The sequence below is a fragment of the Gillisia mitskevichiae genome (assembly GCF_003634585.1).
Lineage (GTDB): Bacteria > Bacteroidota > Bacteroidia > Flavobacteriales > Flavobacteriaceae > Gillisia > Gillisia mitskevichiae.
This window is the reverse complement of sequence record NZ_RBLG01000001.1, coordinates 240630-258488: the sequence shown is the minus strand read 5'-3', so window position 1 is coordinate 258488 and position 17859 is coordinate 240630. Positions and strand designations below refer to the sequence as shown.

The 17859-nt window shown below is 36.0% G+C and carries 13 protein-coding genes; 6 read left to right on the top strand and 7 right to left on the bottom strand.

The features are described from left to right. Nucleotides 1-21: 21 nt before the first annotated feature. Nucleotides 22-996 (bottom strand): porphobilinogen synthase, encoded by a 975-nt coding sequence (gene hemB, locus BC962_RS01190; RefSeq protein ID WP_121344110.1) that lies wholly within the window; start codon nucleotides 994-996, stop codon nucleotides 22-24. Between the two features lie 211 nt (nucleotides 997-1207). On the opposite strand from hemB, the gene BC962_RS01185 reads away from it, so the two are divergent. Together BC962_RS01185 and BC962_RS01180 are read left to right on the top strand one after the other, a co-directional pair. Further along, entirely contained in the window at nucleotides 1208-2083 is an 876-nt protein-coding gene (locus BC962_RS01185) for an ABC transporter ATP-binding protein (RefSeq protein WP_121344109.1), read from the top strand. Nucleotides 2084-2085: 2 nt separating this feature from the next. Next, nucleotides 2086-5691, top strand: a complete 3606-nt coding sequence (locus BC962_RS01180) for an ABC transporter permease/M1 family aminopeptidase (RefSeq protein ID WP_121344108.1) — start codon at nucleotides 2086-2088, stop codon at nucleotides 5689-5691. Between the two features lie 200 nt (nucleotides 5692-5891). Here BC962_RS01180 and hemF read toward each other — a convergent pair whose 3' ends face one another. From hemF to hemA, 6 genes are read right to left on the bottom strand one after another with little or no spacing between them, the layout of a single operon-like run. Continuing rightward, the gene (gene hemF / locus BC962_RS01175; RefSeq protein WP_121344107.1) at nucleotides 5892-6794 is read right to left on the bottom strand and encodes an oxygen-dependent coproporphyrinogen oxidase; all 903 of its coding nucleotides are present in this window, start codon (nucleotides 6792-6794) and stop codon (nucleotides 5892-5894) included. A gap of 7 nt (nucleotides 6795-6801) precedes the next feature. Then, nucleotides 6802-7197, bottom strand: coding sequence for a hypothetical protein (locus BC962_RS01170; RefSeq protein WP_121344106.1), 396 nt, complete (start codon nucleotides 7195-7197; stop codon nucleotides 6802-6804). A gap of 6 nt (nucleotides 7198-7203) precedes the next feature. Next, complete coding sequence (gene hemE, locus BC962_RS01165; protein ID WP_121344105.1) at nucleotides 7204-8229, bottom strand: uroporphyrinogen decarboxylase; 1026 nt, start codon at nucleotides 8227-8229, stop codon at nucleotides 7204-7206. After that, the gene (locus BC962_RS01160) at nucleotides 8226-8888 is read right to left on the bottom strand and encodes a uroporphyrinogen-III synthase (RefSeq protein ID WP_121344104.1); all 663 of its coding nucleotides are present in this window, start codon (nucleotides 8886-8888) and stop codon (nucleotides 8226-8228) included. Before BC962_RS01160 ends, hemE begins: the two co-directional genes overlap by 4 nt. Before the next feature lie 5 nt (nucleotides 8889-8893). Further along, nucleotides 8894-9805 (bottom strand): hydroxymethylbilane synthase, encoded by a 912-nt coding sequence (hemC, locus tag BC962_RS01155; protein ID WP_121344103.1) that lies wholly within the window; start codon nucleotides 9803-9805, stop codon nucleotides 8894-8896. Then, entirely contained in the window at nucleotides 9806-11059 is a 1254-nt protein-coding gene (hemA, locus tag BC962_RS01150; RefSeq protein WP_121344102.1) for a glutamyl-tRNA reductase, read from the bottom strand. A gap of 199 nt (nucleotides 11060-11258) precedes the next feature. On the opposite strand from hemA, the gene BC962_RS01145 reads away from it, so the two are divergent. The 4 genes from BC962_RS01145 to BC962_RS01130 all read left to right on the top strand — a co-directional run bounded on the left by BC962_RS01145 (nucleotide 11259) and on the right by BC962_RS01130 (nucleotide 17858). Then, nucleotides 11259-12164: an AraC family transcriptional regulator gene (locus BC962_RS01145; protein WP_121344101.1), complete on the top strand. Its 906-nt coding sequence runs from the start codon at nucleotides 11259-11261 to the stop codon at nucleotides 12162-12164. 110 nt (nucleotides 12165-12274) lie between these two features. After that, nucleotides 12275-13309, top strand: a complete 1035-nt coding sequence (gene hemH / locus BC962_RS01140; protein ID WP_121344100.1) for a ferrochelatase — start codon at nucleotides 12275-12277, stop codon at nucleotides 13307-13309. Then, nucleotides 13309-14673, top strand: coding sequence for an MATE family efflux transporter (locus BC962_RS01135; protein WP_121344099.1), 1365 nt, complete (start codon nucleotides 13309-13311; stop codon nucleotides 14671-14673). Before hemH ends, BC962_RS01135 begins: the two co-directional genes overlap by 1 nt. A gap of 56 nt (nucleotides 14674-14729) precedes the next feature. Next, nucleotides 14730-17858, top strand: coding sequence for a VPS10 domain-containing protein (locus BC962_RS01130; RefSeq protein WP_121344098.1), 3129 nt, complete (start codon nucleotides 14730-14732; stop codon nucleotides 17856-17858). Nucleotide 17859: the final 1 nt, after the last annotated feature.

The window sequence follows — 17859 nt, the reverse complement described above, 5'->3', positions numbered from 1 at the left end:
ATTAAGCTAAATTTTATTTGCTTAAGAGATCAATTTTACGGCATCTTTTGCGAAATAACTTGCAATCATGTTTGCACCTGCACGTTTAATAGCTGTTAATTGCTCCATCATTACAGCATCATGATCAAGCCATCCTTTCTCTGAAGCTGCTTTTATCATAGCATACTCGCCACTAACCTGATAAACTGCTACGGGAACATTCACGGCGTTCTTTATATCACGAACGATATCTAAATAACACAATCCTGGTTTTATCATTACAATATCTGCACCTTCTTCAATATCCATCAATGTTTCACGAATGGCTTCTTCTCTGTTGGCAGGATCCATTTGATAAGTCTTTTTATCTCCAAAACCAGGAGCAGAATCTAAAGCATCGCGAAATGGACCGTAAAATGCAGAGGCATATTTTGCGGAATAACTCATAATTCCTGTATCATAAAAACCTTCATCTTCTAATAAAGTTCTCATTTCAAAAATCCTTCCGTCCATCATATCGCTAGGTGCTACAAAATCGGCACCAGCAATGGCGTGAGAAAGGGACATTTCAGCAAGGATCGCAGTAGTGTCATCATTCAATATTTTACCATCGGCTACAACTCCGTCATGTCCAAAAGAGGAATAAGGATCTAATGCCACATCTGTTATTACTAGCATTTCTGGAACTGCATTCTTTACGGTTTTAATTGCGCGTTGCATTAAACCATCAGCATTTAAGGCTTCAGTTCCTGCATTATCCTTTAAATTATCTGGAACTTTCACGAAAAGCAAAACCGACTTAAGTCCGAGTTTCCAAAGTTCTTTCACTTCCTTTTCCAAGAGGTCCAAACTAAACCTAAAATAGTTAGGCATAGATGCTATCTCTTCCTTCACTCCTTTCCCTTCAACAACAAATAAGGGCACTAGAAAATCGTTCGGAGAAATTATATTCTCTCTTACTAAAGATCTAATAGTTTCGTTAGTTCTAAGTCTTCTATTTCTTCTTAATGGATACATAGGAAATGTCTTTTTATTAAATATTTCAGAAGAGATCTTGAATATTAATAGCGCTCCTGAAAATTAGGTTTTGCAAATATAAAGCATGCTTAAGAATTTCTTGGTATTAAGCTATGGGGATTATATTTTCAAAACTCAAGTATAAATTGTAACGTTACTGCTTATTAGTTACTAATAGAATTAATAGTAAAATCCAGCTAAACCAATCACTATGCTTTCCATAAAAAATTTAAACAAAACATATCCTAACGGAACACAGGCACTTAACAATGTAAATTTAGAGATCAATAATGGGATGTTTGGCTTATTAGGTCCCAACGGTGCAGGGAAATCCACCTTAATGCGCACAATTGCAACCTTACAATTAAGTGATTCTGGAAGTATAGAATTTGATGGAATAGATGTTTTTAATGAGCCAGAAGAACTGAGAAAAGTTTTAGGCTACTTGCCTCAGGATTTTGGAGTATATCCAAAAGTTTCTGCAGAAATGATGCTGAATCATATTGCAAAAATAAAAGGTATTCATAATAAGTCTGACAGGACTGCTTATGTAGCAGATCTTTTGAATAAAGTGAATTTATATAAATTCAGAAAAAGAAATTTAGGGGATTATTCAGGTGGAATGAGACAACGATTTGGAATTGCACAAGCTTTGATTGGCAATCCTAAATTGATAATTGTAGATGAACCCACTGCTGGTTTAGATCCTTTAGAGCGCAACCGTTTTCATAATTTATTGAGCGAGCTGGGAGAAGATGCTGTGGTTATTTTGTCTACTCACATTGTAGACGATGTAATTAATTTGTGTACAAATATGGCAGTTTTCAATGAAGGTTCTGTAGTGGTACAAGGACATCCTCAGGAGTTAACCAATTCTCTTAATGAGAGAATTTTCAGAAAAAGAATTGAAAAAGAAGAATTAGAAAAATATCAATCAGATTACACAGTATTATCTGCTTATTTAAGAAGCGGGCAATTAAACGTGAATGTTTATGCCGAATCTCATCCTGAGAACGGTTTTGAAGTAGTGAATAATACTTTAGAGGATTTTTATTTCTATAGTATCAACCAACCTCAAACTGTATAATCATGAAAGAGATCTACTTATTTGAACTAAAGTACAGATTGCGCAGACCCGCAACTTATATCTACCTGTTTTTAATGTTTCTTATACCTTTATTATTTGCGGTATTCGAAAAATCCAATACGGCACAATATACAAACAGTCCTAATGCCATTATGGGCGTTTTGGGAGGGATGAGCATTTTATGTCTTTTCTTTTATGCAGCCATAATGGGGGTTGCAGTCTATAGAGATGAAGAACATAGAACCGCACAAACTTATTTCACTTTTCCTATAACAGAGAAAAATTATATTCTTGGAAGATTCTGGGGAAGTTTTACTATAGTTACTTTTCTAAATATTGCTGCCGTTCTAGGCGCAATGTTCGGATTTGCAATTGGAATATTCTTAGACAGACCAGATTATGGTACTTATACAAGCTTTAATATTGCTTCCTATTTTTATCCATTTGTATACTTGTTAACTTTTAACGCCTTCTTTATTGGAAGTTTGTTTTTTGGGTTGATGACGTTCTTTAAGAGAATGCCTATTTTATATTTAGGAGGTATTGTGATCTTTATACTTACAATTGTATCCTCTAGACTTTTGGCAAATTTAGATACCGAATGGTTAAGTATATATGTAGATCCATTTGGAAATAAAGCTCAAAATTTTATAGATAAATATTGGTCTGTACATGAACTAAATACTACCCAACTTTCGCTTACCGGAAAGTTCTTGCTAAACCGAATGATCTGGTTAGGAATAGCGATCGCGATCTTTGTTTTTACCTTACTTCGTTTCTCTTATAAAGGCTTTTTATCTTCAAAAAAGAAACAAAACACGAAGGAGGGAAAAGAGGTATATTCTACAAATAATCCACTTCCAAAGATCGTCCAGGTTTTTAATAGTAAAGCGAGGAGAGAGAATTTATGGTCTTTAAGCAAGATAGAATTCCTGTCGATAGTTAAGGAGACGGTGTTCATAATTTTAATGGTTATTGGAATTGTTATAGCCGGTTTTATTGCATATCAATCCAATCAGATATACGGCACTCCCTCAATGCCTCTAACCAGATATATGGTAGCCCAGATTGCTGGTGGAATTTCATTATTCTCTGTGATAATTCTTATCATCTATGCTGGAGAAGCAGTGCATAGAACTAGGCAAAATAAGACCTTCGAGTTTTACGATGCTTTACCTGTAAGTAATAACACCTTATATCTTTCAAAAATAATATCACTTATAGGGGTAGCGGTATTGCTTACTTTAATAAGTATAGTGGTTGGGATTATTTATCAAACCGTTAATGGGTATTTTAATTATGAATTGGGGATGTATTTCATTTTCAATTTTGCCCGAATTTTCCCAACGTATATAACAACTTTGTTACTTGCCTTTTTTATTCATGTATTGGTGAACAATAAGTTTTTAGGACATTTTATAGTAATAGTAATATATATAGGATTGCCATTATTGTTTACACTTGCCTTTAAAACATCCAACCCATTACTTATTTTCGGCGGAACGCCTGGAGGATTTTTAAGTGATCTAAATGGATTTGGACATTATTTGGTAGGGGAATTTTGGCTGAACACTTATTGGGTTTTATTCACTTGCATATTAGCTGTTATTGGGAAGGTTTTTTGGAATCGGGGATTTTTCTCTTCTGGAAAAGAGCGTTTACGCGTGGCGAAGCAGCGATTTTCCGGAAGAACTATCGCATACTCCTTAGTGTTAGTATTTGCTTTTGCTTCGGTAGGGGCATATAGTTATTACAATCTTAAAGTTTTAAACAAGCTGGAAGATGGTAATTATGGGGAAAAAGTAAACGCAGATGCTGAAAAGAAATATGGTAAATATATAGGGAAACCACATATTCAGGTGTTAGATCTAAAAGCTTTTATCGATATCTTTCCTGAAGAGAGAAGAGTAGAAGCAAAAGGTGAATTTAAGGTTGTCAATAATTTTGAAGTAGCTATAGATACCGTATTAATGGAAGTAAAGTTTCCTATTGCAGCTACCAGAATTACAAAAGTTATATATAATAACGTAGAGTTAAAACCATTTTTGAAGGATACCGTATATCGCCTTTTCATGTATAAATTGCCAAAGGCATTGCAACCAAAAGAGACGGCTTCGTTAGTAATAGAAACTAAAGCCATTACTAAAGGGTTTTCTGCAGATAGTGAAACGGCGGTTTTAGATAATGGAACCTTTTTCACCGATGCTATATTTCCATCTTTTCACTATGATCGTGCATTAAGCGATAATGGAGTTCGAATTAAAAATGGTCTAGAAAAACTGGATTATTTATATCCTCCAAGAACAGACAGTATCGCTCTTAAAAAGAACCTGTTTAACGAAGATGCAAATTACATGACTTTTGAAGCGACAATTAGCACTGCTAAAGGTCAAACTGCACTTGCACCCGGATTACTTACTAAGAAATGGGAAGAAAATGAGCGCAGTTATTTCAATTATAAGCTAGAGGAGAAATCAGATTATTTTTTCAGTTTTGTTTCCGCAGATTATGAAGTTAAAAAAGATAGCTGGACTGCTCCAAGCGGGAAAAAGGTAGACATAGAGATCTATCATTCTGAAAAGCACAATAGGAATTTAGAGTATTTTATAAAAGGGATAAAGATCTCTTTAGACTATAATTCTAAAAACTTTTTTGAGTATCCATATTCTGTAATTAGGATCATCGAATTCCCAGCACATTCTAATTATGCACAATCTTTTGCCACTACAATTCCGTATTCTGAAGACTTCGGATTTGTAGCAGATTTCTCTAAAGCCGAAGATTATAACTACGCTTTTAGAGTGACTTCCCATGAAGTGGCTCACCAATGGTGGGGCCATATTGTTACTCCAAGTAAAACTTCTGGAGCTAATATAATTTCTGAAACCTTGTCTGAATATGTTTCACTAATGACGATGAAAAAAGAATATGGAGAAAATGGGATCAAATCATTTTTGAAGAATTCTTTGGATACTTACTTATCGAGTAGACAATTCAGTTTTAAACCTGAGCGCTCTTTAATGAACGTGGAAATAGCTGATTATATCTGGTATAGGAAAGGTTCAATGATCATGTACGATTTACAAGATGTTATTGGAGAAAACAAAGTAAACGCAGGACTTCGTAGCTTTTTAGAAGAATTTAAGTACAATGAAAAAGGCTATTATGCAACTTCAGAAGATCTTTATAAAGCTATATATAAAGTTGCTCCAGATTCTTTAAAATACAAAGTAGATGATGGTTTTAAGGAGATCGTACTCTATGAGAACCGTGTAATTGAAGCTAAAACCAAAGAATTAAAATCTGGAAAATGGGAAACTACCTTCACCGTAAATTCTAAAAAGATCTATTATGATGATGCTGGAAAAGAAAGAGAAATAGACACTAAGAAGAACCTTGTAGATATAGGCTTGTTTGGGGAAGATGTTGTAAACGATGAAAAAGTAACAATTAAAGACCCATTCTATTTTGAATTAAAATGGTTAGAACCGGGAGATAATAAGTTCACCATTATCACCGATAAAAAACCTTTAAAAGCAGGAATAGATCCTTATAATAAGTTGATAGATAGAAACTCAGATGATAATTTGAAATCTATTGAAGAGTAGGTAGAAAATCTCTCTAATGTTGATATAACAGAAATCCTTCCTTCGTAAGGATGAGAAAGGGAGGCTGTAGTGTCACTTCGAGCGGAGTCGAGAAGTAAATTGAACTTGTCGAAATGTGAATGTCATTAAATTTTAAAGCCTTTCAATATTACCTTTAAGTAATATTGAAAGGCTTTAATTTATTAGAAAGATAATTTATCTTAAACCCAATCTTTAGGATGAGCTAGCACTTCTAAAAGTCGTTCTTCTTCACTTCCAGCTTCTGGATGATGGTCGTAAACCCATTGCACATGTGGCGGTAAACTCATTAAAATGCTTTCTATCCTCCCGTTGGTCTTCAAGCCAAATAAAGTGCCTTTATCATGCACTAGATTGAATTCTACGTATCGTCCACGTCTAATTTCTTGCCAATCGCGCTGTTCTTTAGAATAAGGCAATTCTTTTCTTTTTTCAGCAATAGGAACATAAGATGCTAAAAAGCTATTTCCCACTTCAGTAACAAAATTAAACCAGTCTTCCATGCTCATTTCTTCTGAAGCTTTGCAATAATCGAAGAACAATCCTCCAATTCCGCGAGCTTCATCTCTATGTGCATTCCAAAAATATTCGTCACATTTCTGCTTGTATTCTGTATAAAAACTAGGATTATGCGCATCACATGCTTTTTTACAGATCTCATGAAAATGAGTGGCATCTTCATCAAACAAATAATAAGGAGTAAGATCTTGCCCACCGCCAAACCAACTATCAATCACGGTACCGCTTTTATCGTACATTTCAAAATAGCGCCAATTAGCATGAACCGTTGGTACCATTGGGTTTTTTGGGTGAAGCACTAAACTTAGACCGCAAGCGAAAAAGTCTACTTCTCCTACTTTAAAATATTGTTGCATAGCAGGAGGAAGTGGGCCATAAACTTCAGAAATATTTACGCCACCTTTCTCGAAAACAGCACCGTTCTCTATAACTCTGGTTCTACCTCCGCCACCTTCAGGGCGTTCCCATAGATCTTCTTTGAATTTTACGGAACCATCAACTTCCTCCAATTTAGAAGTGATCGTATCTTGAAGTTGCTGTATGTATTGGAAGAATTTATTTTTCATGCTGAATTTAAACTAATGCTTTTGCTTGGTTTAATTTCTGAATTAAACTAAACGAAAATGTTTTACTCTCTATTTGTGCTGCTTCGTAAACGGCGATCGTAGCCTTTGCCAAGTGCGATTCGTGTTGTTCATCTTCAAAAGGAATGATCTTTAATAGAAAATCTCCAAATTCTTCCAGGTTGGAAAAATCGAAATTTAGCTGCTTCAATTTCAGCAATAATTCTTCCGAAGACCAAGTTTCAAGATCTGAAATATTAAAGCCTAGCTGATCAAATAAGAGTCCGTTTACCTTAGATCGTTGTTCGCTCTCATAAAATTCAGGAACAAATTCTAGCTCGATCAATCTGCCAACAAGCTCGTTGATCTTTTGGTTTTCTTCATCTTTTAAGCCTTTGCTAAGCATGGCATTTTATTTAGAATATTCTTTAACAGCATCTACAAAGGCACGGGCATTTTCTACCGGAATATCTGGTAAAATTCCGTGACCTAGATTCACGATATATTTATCTTTTCCAAATTCATCGATCATTTGATGAACCATTTTCTTGATCTCTGCAGGTGGAGAATATAATCTTGAAGGATCAAAATTCCCTTGTAGCGTAATGTTTCCACCAGATAGGTAACGTGCATTTCTAGCTGAACATGTCCAATCCACACCTAAAGCTGAAGCTCCAGATTTAGACATTTCATTTAACGCGAACCAACATCCTTTTCCAAATGCGATTACATGAGTTTCATCTTTTAAGGCATCTATAATTTGTTGCATATATTGCCATGAAAAAGTTTGATAATCTGTTGGAGACAACATTCCTCCCCAAGAATCGAATATTTGTACAGCGTCTACTCCGGCAGCAACTTTAGCTTTTAAATAAGCAATAGTAGTATCGGTTATTTTTTGAAGCAATGTATGTGCAGCAACAGGATTGGTGAAACAGAATTTTTTTGCAATATCGAAATTCTTAGACCCTTGTCCTTGTACCGTATAACATAAGATAGTCCACGGGGAACCCGCGAACCCTATTAAAGGAACCTCATTATTCAAGGCTTGTTTGGTCATTTTAATAGCGTCCATTACATAACCTAACTCCTCATGTACATTTGGCACAATTACTTGCTCTACATCTTTGCTGGTACGCACAGGATTTGGAAGCCACGGTCCAACGCCAGGTCTCATTTCTACCTCAATATTCATCGCTTGAGGGATCACCAAAATATCACTAAATAAAATTGCTGCATCTGGACCTACTTGATGAATTGGCATAATTGTGATCTCGGTAGCTAACTCTGGAGTTCTACAACGCGTGAAAAAATCATATTTCTCCTTTAATTTCATGAAATCTGGCAAATATCTACCCGCCTGTCGCATCATCCAAACTGGAGGCCTGTCTACAATCTCCCCTTTTAATGCTCTTAAAAATAAGTCGTTCTTGATCATATCTTATATTTTTTAATCGCCTGTACGATCACATTTTCAATACTAGGCTTATTTGCAATAATTATATGTTGAGTATGTTTTTTTGCTTCGGCGGCCGTGGTCGCACCAATACAGAAGGCGGTACTTGAATTTATATCATTTTCTTGGCAATAGCTTTTTACACCACTTGGGCTAAAAAATAATATTCCATCGAAACTGCTATCAAATTTTCTGAAATTTAAACGGGTGTTATAAACCACTAATTCTTTTATAGAAAAATTTGCAGCTTTCAAAATCTTAGATAACTCTTCCCTACGCATAGAACCGCAAATATGAAGGAATTCTTTTTCTTGAAAATCCTTAACTATCAAGTTTGCCAATTCTTCGCCATAATCTGCGGAAGCGATCACACTATAGCCTTCTTTCTCGATCTCTGCCTTGGTCTTTTCTCCAACGCAAAAGATATTAAGCTCCCTTGTTTGAAATTCTGGATATTGTGTAAAGAAACCTTTTACTCCGTTCTTACTTGTGAAGATAAGATTTCTGGGTATTGGAGCATCTAAAGAAGTATTATCAAAGCCAATGCTTATTGCATCGTATTCTACGAGCCCGATTCCTGAGTTAAGCAGTAGTTGTTTCTGATTTTCAGCTAGTATTTTAGTAGAGAGTATGGTAGCCATAGCAGTTAATTTAAGGCCTCTTTAATTCCTTCCATCAATACTCTTCCTCCATTATTAAGCACTTTTATAGCGCATTCTTTCCCGAAATTTGGAGCGTCTTCTATCGCGATCTTTCTTTCTATAGAAACTTGTTTTTTTCCATCTAAACTGAATAAAGCAGCTTTAAAAGAGATCTCATCTCCTTCGATGGTTGCTAAAGCCCCAATGGGAGCGGTACATCCACCTTCCAAAATTTTCAGGAATTCACGTTCTATATGTACGCAAATCTCAGAATCTCTATGATTCAGTGCTTTTAAAATGTCTCGTGTCTCTGTATCGTTTTCCATAGCAACCACTAGCATAGCGCCTTGAGCTGGTGCGGGAAGCATCCAGTCTAGATCTAATGAGTTTTCTGGAGTTAGGTTGATACGCTCTAATCCTGCAGCGGCAAATATTGCCCCGTTCCAATCGCTATCTTCCAGTTTTTTCATTCGGGTATTTACATTGCCTCGAAGATCTACAGAATTATGAGTTGGATATTTATTTAACCATTGAGCTTTTCTTCTTAAACTTCCGGTGGCAATAAGCCCCTCCGCAGTTAAAAAATCTAAACCTTTGTGAATAAGTACGTCTTTATGATTTGCTCTTTTTAAAACCGCTGCTTCTACGATCCCTTTTGGAAGAGCTGTTGGCACATCTTTCATAGAATGCACAGCAATATCTATTTTGCCAGTAAGCATGGCGACATCTAAGGTTTTGGTAAAGATACCTGTGATACCCATTTCGTATAAAGGTTGCTCTAAATTTAGATCGCCAGTAGATTTTACGGGAAGTAATTCTGTGTTATGACCTAGTTTCTCTAATGCGGTTTGAACTGTTTTGGCTTGCCAAAGCGCTAATTCGCTATCTCTGGTACCAATTCTTATCACTTTGTTCATTTATTTGGAATCTTCTAGTTGAAAGACTTTCTGGATAAGTTCCAGGCTTTCATCTGAGGTGTTAGAATCATCTTTAAGGTGATTGGCAAAATGATTCATTATTTTTTGAATAATTCTATTGCTTACTATTTCTGCCTGTTCACTATTGAAATTGACTATTTTTTTGCTCTGGAAGTCCAGCTCCGCATCTTTCATCGTTTTCAACTTCTTCTTTAAGGCTTTAATGGTAGGTGCGAATTTTCGCATTTCCAACCATTTGTTGAAATCTCCTTCCACTTCCTTGATGATCACTTTTGCCTGCGGAATAAATTCTTTTCTTCTTTCCAGTGTAGCATCGGTCATTTGAGAAAGTTGATCTAAATGAACTACAGTTACATTTTCCATTCCCATCACATCGTCTGCAACATTCTTAGGAATAGAAAGATCCAAGATCAATAACTTCTTTTTCGCGTAGATCAATTCTTTAGAAATGGTTGGGTTTTGAGCTCCTGTTGCCACTACTAGAATATCTGCTTGGCGAATTTCCGATTGAAGATCGGCGTAATCTTTTACTTTTAAATTAAATTTTCCAGCAATTTTTTCCGCCTTGTTCTTAGTTCTATTGATTAAGGTAATGTGACTGTTTTTGGAATGTTTTACCAAATTTTCACAAGTATTTCTACCTATTTTTCCTGTTCCGAATAAAAGGATATTCTTATCGGTAACATTTTCAACTTCATTTAAAATATATTGAACTGAAGCAAAACTCACCGAAGTAGCACCGCTGGAAAGCTGTGTTTCGTTCTTAATTCGCTTGCTTGCTTGAATTACCGAATTTATAAGACGCTCCATAAAAGGGTTGGCAACCCCAATTTTCTTTGAGGCTATGAAAGCGATCTTTAATTGACTTATAATTTCGAAATCTCCAAGTATTTGGCTATCTAAACCGGTTCCCACTTTAAACATATGGGAAATAGCTTCTCTGTTTTTATAAACAAATGCCACTTTCTCGAACTCCTCTACTGTACCATGAGTATGTTCACAAAGTAATTTGATAAGTTGATATGGGTGTTGCGCAAAACCATACAACTCCGTTCTGTTGCATGTAGAAGTAACGATAAGACCGTCTATACCTTCTAATTTGGCTTGTTGCAGTAAGTTTAATTTTCCTTCTTCCGTAAGGCTGAAATGTCCTCTAATATCGGCATCGGCTTTTTTATAGCTTAAACCAATTGTATAAAAGTGTTTCCCGCGAGAGATATGATAATTTTCCATGAACCTAATTAGGTATTCGATGGCAAAGGTAAATGATAGCTTATTCAAAAAGTAACGCTCAAAGTACTAAATATGTCGCTTGATGGGATTTATATTAAGAAGCCTCTTGAATTGGTGTAAATACGCTAAATTTGTAGTGATTTCTAATGTTACAGAATATTTAGTTTAGATTGATTCTAAATAAAAAACATAAAATCTTATGATATCTGAAGAAAAAAACATCGCTGAAGGGTTTGTGGACGAAACTAAAATTGAAGATGGTTTCTATATTTTGAAGTTCCAAAATGAAGAAAATCAGCCACAAAGAATTACCAGAGAAATAGATAGTAGCTATATTCAATTTCATTTTTGTGTGAAGGGAGATGGGAAATTTCTCTTTAATAATAGCAGTTATGAATTACCATTGAAGGAGGAGTTTTCCCTGCTTTTATATAATCCACAGAGGGATTTACCTTTAAATTTAGATCTGCATCCAAAATCTTGGTTAATATCTTTAGTGATCTCTATTAAGAAATTTCACTCCATGTTTTCCCAGGAAGCAAATTATATTCCTTTTTTAAGTGAAGAGAACAGCGATAAGAAATATTATAAAGATGGGGATATTTCACCTTCTATGGCTATTGTTCTTAATCAACTGATGAATTTCAATTTAATGCCTTCCATAAAATCCCTATACTTTAAAGCGAAAGCATATGAGTTGTTAAGCTTGTATTTCAATAGAACAGGAGATAATAGTGTGGAGCAATGCCCGTTTTTAGTGGACGAAGAAAATGTGATGAAGATAAGAAGAGCCAAAGATATTGTGATCGCGCATATGGCAGAACCACCTTCTCTTCAGGAACTCTCTACAGAGATCGGTTTAAGTTTGAAGAAATTAAAGGAAGGCTTCAAACAGATCTATGGTGATTCTGTTTATAGTTTTCTCTTCGATTATAAAATGGAATATGCCCGAAAATTATTGGATTCCGGAGAATTTAATGTGAATGAAGTTGGCTTAAAAGTAGGCTATAGCACGGCAAGTCATTTTATAGCTGCCTTTAAAAAGAAATTTGGAACCACTCCTAAGAAGTATGTAATGTCTTTAGCGCTCCCAAACAATTCTTAATGTATTGATTTTTCTAATGATCACATTCGTCAAAACAACCAAACAATAGCTCGCATAATATTTTATAATCGTAATTTTATTTTCTGAAAAATTGCTGAAAACGAAGAAACATGAGTAAAGGCGTACTTCTAGTAAATCTGGGTTCTCCAGATAGCACAGATCCAAAAGATGTTAAAAAATATTTAGGTGAATTTTTGATGGACGAACGTGTAATAGACGTTCCCTTATGGGCAAGAACCTTGCTTGTAAAAGGAATCGTACTTAACACACGTCCTAAACAATCTGCTGCTGCATATCAAAAAATTTGGTGGGACGAAGGTTCTCCTTTAATTGTTTTATCCGAGCGATTGAAAGATAAGATAGACGAAAACACCTCTGTTCCTATTGTCTTGGCAATGCGTTATGGAACTCCTAACATTAAATCTGGACTTCAGGAATTGCATGATCAAGGTGTAGATGAGGTTTTAATTTTCCCTTTGTATCCACAATTTGCAATGGCTACTACAGAAACTATTTTGGTGCTGGCTGAAGAACTAAGAAAAGAGTTTTTTCCAAACATGCAGTTTACCTCTGTTCCCGCATTTTACAATCATCCAGATTATATTCGTGTTTTAGCCAATAGCATTCAAGAAAAGTTGAAAGATGTAGAATATCAACATATCTTATTTTCTTACCACGGAGTTCCAGAAAGGCATATTCGCAAAAGCGATATCACAAAATCTCACTGCCAAATTGATGGTTCTTGCTGTAAAACAGCATCTCCTGCTCATCAATTTTGCTATAGACATCAATGTTTTGAAACTACAAGATTGGTAGCAGAAGCTCTTCAGCTAAAAGAAAACAGCTATAGCGTTTCTTTCCAATCTAGACTAGGTTTTGATCCTTGGTTGCAACCTTATACAGATAGGACTATAGAAAGATTTGGAAAACAAGGAATGAAGAATTTAGCAATTGTTACTCCAGCTTTTGTGAGCGATTGTTTAGAAACTTTGGAAGAGATCGCAATGGAAGGGGAGGAAATTTTTCATGAAGTTGGCGGGGAAAAATTCACTGTTGTTCCTTGTTTGAATACTCGAGAAGATTGGGTAAAAGTACTTTCTAGATGGGTAGACGAATGGGCGTTTTCCAATCCTGTTGAGGCATAATGGCAAACGTAAATTCAGCGGCTTTAGGTAAAGATCCTATTTGGAGACTACTAATAAAACAGGCATTACCAGCTTCCATAGGGATCTTGGTAATGTCTTTGAACATTCTTGTAGATACCATTTTTGTTGGAAACTGGATTGGGTCTATAGCTATAGCTGCAATAAATGTAGTTTTACCCGTTTCTTTCTTTATTGCTGCTCTTGGTATGGCGATAGGGATTGGAGGTTCTTCCATTATCTCCCGAGCCTTAGGAGCAGGAGACAGTAAAAAAGCTTTGAAGACCTTTGGAAATCAGATTAGTCTTACTTTAATTTTAAGTGTTTCCTTAGTTTTGGTTGGATTAACCTTTATGGATTCTATAATTCCAGCTTTTGGCGGGAAAGGAGATATCTTTGATCCGGCGAAGATCTATTATACAGTTGTTCTTTACGGAGTGCCTTTCTTAGCACTATGTATGATGGAGAATAACGTGATTAGGGCAGAAGGGAAACCTAAATTTGCGATGATCGCGATGATCATTCCTTCAGTTTTTAACCTCATCTTGGATTATATTCTAATTAACTTATTAGATATGGGTATGTTGGGAGCGGCCATCGCTACTAGTGTTTCCTACTTTTTCTGTTTTGCTTATGTAGTTTGGTTCTTTCTGTCTAAAAATTCTGAATTAAAGATAAACTGGTCACATTTTGGTTTCGATCTACCTGTGCTTTCAGAAATTTCATCCTTAGGATTTGTAACCTTGGCAAGACAAGCCGTTGTGAGCATTACCTATTTATTAATGAATAATATTCTCTTTGAATTAGGAGGAGAGGATTCGGTTACCGTCTATGCTATTATTGGAAGGATGCTCATGTTCGCACTCTTCCCAGTTTTAGGAGTTACTCAAGGATTTCTTCCAATTGCGGGGTTCAATTTTGGCGCTGGGAATTGGGACCGGGTTAGAAAAAGTATCAACACCGCCATTTTATATGCTTCAGTTTTAGGATTATTAGTATTTGCGGGAATCATGACTTTTTCAGAAGATATTGTTCGCATATTCACAGACAATCCAAATGTTGTAAGAGACACCCCAAATGCTATGCGTTGGGTGTTTGCTGCAACACCAATAATTGCATTACAGCTTATAGGTTCAGCATATTTTCAAGCTATAGGAAAAGCTGTTCCAGCCTTGTTACTCACTCTCTCTAGGCAAGGTTTTTTCTTTATTCCTTTAGTCCTTATCTTACCTATGTATTATGGAGAGATAGGAGTTTGGATCTCATTTCCCTTGGCCGATGTCCTTTCTACACTCGTTACCGCCTATTTTCTCAACCGAGAGATCAGGTTACGCTTAAAGCCCTCGCTTTCTGAAAAGGTTACCTAGAAATTGGTATATTTAAATTTCTAATATATCAGCTGACTGATTCAATCACTTTTTATATGAAGGCAACTCTACTAAAACTTTTTATTCTCTTTTTTTTCTTCGGAATTTATACGGAAACAAACGCACAGCGAAGCAAAAAATCTTCTTCTTCTGAAGTAGATCAGGAAGCATATGCGGCTTTAAAATATAGATTGATAGGTCCTTTTAGAGGTGGAAGATCTGCAGCAGTTACTGGAGTTCCAGGAAAGCCTAATTTATTCTATTTTGGATCTACAGGAGGTGGTATTTGGCGTTCTACAGATGGAGCAAGAACTTGGGAAAATATCTCCGATGGTTTCTTTGGAGGCAGTATTGGGGCAATAAGTGTTGCAAATAGTGATCATAACATAATCTTTGCTGGAGGCGGTGAAAAGACCTTAAGAGGAAATGTTTCTTCAGGTTCTGGAGTTTGGAAATCTGTAGATGCTGGAAAAACCTGGAATTCTATGGGCTTAGAAAAAAGTAGACATATACCCAGAATAGCTATTCATCCTACAAATCCAGAGATCGTGTATGCTGCAGTCTTGGGGAATATTTATAAGCCAACTCAAGAACGCGGAATTTATAAAAGTTTAGATGGTGGGATCACTTGGAAAAAGTCACTTTTCGTAAATGATCAAGCTGGAGCGGTAGATCTTATTATGGATCCTAATAACCCGAGAATATTATATGCTTCTACTTGGAGAGTACAACGCACACCTTATAGTTTAAGTAGTGGTGGCGAAGGTTCTGCGCTTTGGAAAAGCACCGATAGTGGAGAGACCTGGAAAGAGATCTCAAAAAATAAAGGTTTTCCAAAGGACACGCTTGGAATTATGGGAATAACAGTATCTCCTGTGAATTCGAATAGAGTTTGGGCTATTGTTGAGAATAAAGATAAAGGTGGAGTTTATAGAAGCGAAGATGCTGGCGAAACCTGGAAGAATATAAATAGTGATCGGGAATTAAGACAACGTGCTTGGTACTATACAAGAATTTATGCCGATCCAAAAGATGAAGATGTGGTATATGTGGTAAATGTGTCTTATCATAAATCTAAAGATGGAGGAGAGAATTTCACTTCAGCAAGAGCGCCACATGGAGATCATCATGATATGTGGATAGCGCCAGAAAACCCAGAGAGAATTATTATGGGAGACGATGGTGGTGCACAGGTAACTTACGATGGTGGGGAGACTTGGAGTACCTATCATAATCAGCCAACAGGACAATTTTATAGACTTACTACAGATAATCATTTTCCGTATAGGATCTATGCAGCACAGCAAGATAATTCCACTATAAGAATAGATCACAGAAGCACAGATTATTCTATTACTGAAGAAAATTGGGAATCTACAGCAGGTGGAGAATCGGCGCATATCGCGGTAGATCCAGAGAATGATGATATTGTATATGGAGGAAGTTACGGTGGTTTTTTAACTCGTGTAAATCACGAAAAGAATACCCAACGCGCCATTAATGTTTGGCCAGATAATCCAATGGGACATGGGGCCGAGGATATGAAATATAGATTTCAATGGAACTTTCCTATTATCTTTTCCAAGCACGATCCTAATAAATTATATACTTTCTCTAATCATGTTCATGTAACAACCAACGAAGGCCAGTCTTGGGAAACTATAAGTGAAGACCTAACTAGAAACGATCCATCTAAATTAGGATCCAGTGGAGGGCCAATTACGCAAGATAATACGGGAGTAGAATACTATGCTACTATTTTCGCTGCTGAAGAATCTTCTTTACAAGAAGGCTTGATCTGGGTTGGAAGTGATGATGGATTAGTACATGTCACTAAAGATGGCGGGAAGTATTGGGAAAATGTAACTCCAAAAGACCTTCCAAAATGGACGCAAATAAATTCCTTGGAAACAAGTGATCATGATGCTGGGACAGCTTATATAGCCGCAACTAGTTATAAATCTGGAGATTTTGCGCCATATCTATACAAAACCACAGATTTTGGTAAAAACTGGACTAAGATCACTAAAGGTATAAATGCCGAACATTTTACACGAGTGATCAGGGAAGATCCAACCAATAGGAATCTATTATACGCAGGAACCGAAGAGGGAATATATGTCTCTTTCGATCAGGGAGCGAATTGGAATCAATTTCAGTTAAATCTACCAATTGTTCCTATTACAGATCTAGAAATAAAAGAAAATAATCTAATAGTTGCCACGCAGGGAAGAAGTATCTGGATCTTGGACGATCTAAATGTATTGCATCAAAATAAAGATGCTTCAACTAATAAAACGAAGCAGTTTTTATTTCAGCCCAAGCCAACCTATAGAATTGGTGGAGGAAGCAGAAGTAATTCTAAGACCGATGGAACAAATCATCCAAATGGTGTAGTCACTTATTTCAATATTAAAGATCTGGATGAAAAGAAAGACAGCATTCACCTTACCTATTTCAATCAGACTAATGACACTTTAAAATCCTACGGGAACCAATCTAAAGAAGATAAACTGAAAGTAGAAGAAGGTGCAAATATGTTTGTTTGGGACATGTATCAAAAAGGAGCAGAAAAACTTGATGGTATGATCCTTTGGTGGGCAGATCTTGAAGGCCCAAGGATTCTTCCCGGAGAATATACAGTGGAATTAAATGTGAACGGAGAGAAACAACGCAAGAGTTTTACAGTCCTTGCAAACCCAAATGCTGAAACCGATGCTGCTGGCCTTAAAGCCCAATACGATTTTATTACCGATGTAAATTCTACCGTAGATGCAGCGCATAAGTCTATAAAGAAGATAAGAAAGATCAACGCGCAATTAAAGTCTTTCCAAACTCAATATAGGACAAAAGCTGAGGTGAAAGATCTAGTTGAAAAAGCTAAAGAAATGGAAGAGCGTTTTGGCGAGATCGAAAAAGCCTTATACCAAACACAAAATAAAAGTGGCCAGGACCCTTTGAATTTTCCCATTAAATTAACCAATAAACTAGCGCATTTAAATTCTTTGGTTGGAATGGATGACTTCCCTCCAACAGATCAAGATATCGCAGTTAAAGACGAATTAACTTCAGAAATAAAGAAGGAGTTAAATGCTTTCAATTCTTTAATAGATAAAGAAATTGAAGATTTCAATAGACAATTCAATGCGAAGAATCTTAATTATTTATTTTTGGACGCTCAATAGA

Excerpts from the sequence above, each read along its gene's own strand:
- BC962_RS01145 (WP_121344101.1), top strand. The coding sequence starts at position 11,259 with ATGATATCTGAAGAAAAAAACATCGCTGAAGGGTTTGTGGACGAAACT.
- hemF (WP_121344107.1), bottom strand. The coding sequence starts at position 6,794 with ATGAAAAATAAATTCTTCCAATACATACAGCAACTTCAAGATACGATC.
- BC962_RS01130 (WP_121344098.1), top strand. The coding sequence starts at position 14,730 with ATGAAGGCAACTCTACTAAAACTTTTTATTCTCTTTTTTTTCTTCGGA.
- BC962_RS01170 (WP_121344106.1), bottom strand. The coding sequence starts at position 7,197 with ATGCTTAGCAAAGGCTTAAAAGATGAAGAAAACCAAAAGATCAACGAG.
- BC962_RS01135 (WP_121344099.1), top strand. The coding sequence starts at position 13,309 with ATGGCAAACGTAAATTCAGCGGCTTTAGGTAAAGATCCTATTTGGAGA.
- BC962_RS01180 (WP_121344108.1), top strand. The coding sequence starts at position 2,086 with ATGAAAGAGATCTACTTATTTGAACTAAAGTACAGATTGCGCAGACCC.
- hemB (WP_121344110.1), bottom strand. The coding sequence starts at position 996 with ATGTATCCATTAAGAAGAAATAGAAGACTTAGAACTAACGAAACTATT.
- BC962_RS01160 (WP_121344104.1), bottom strand. The coding sequence starts at position 8,888 with ATGGCTACCATACTCTCTACTAAAATACTAGCTGAAAATCAGAAACAA.
- hemE (WP_121344105.1), bottom strand. The coding sequence starts at position 8,229 with ATGATCAAGAACGACTTATTTTTAAGAGCATTAAAAGGGGAGATTGTA.
- hemC (WP_121344103.1), bottom strand. The coding sequence starts at position 9,805 with ATGAACAAAGTGATAAGAATTGGTACCAGAGATAGCGAATTAGCGCTT.
- hemA (WP_121344102.1), bottom strand. The coding sequence starts at position 11,059 with ATGGAAAATTATCATATCTCTCGCGGGAAACACTTTTATACAATTGGT.
- hemH (WP_121344100.1), top strand. The coding sequence starts at position 12,275 with ATGAGTAAAGGCGTACTTCTAGTAAATCTGGGTTCTCCAGATAGCACA.
- BC962_RS01185 (WP_121344109.1), top strand. The coding sequence starts at position 1,208 with ATGCTTTCCATAAAAAATTTAAACAAAACATATCCTAACGGAACACAG.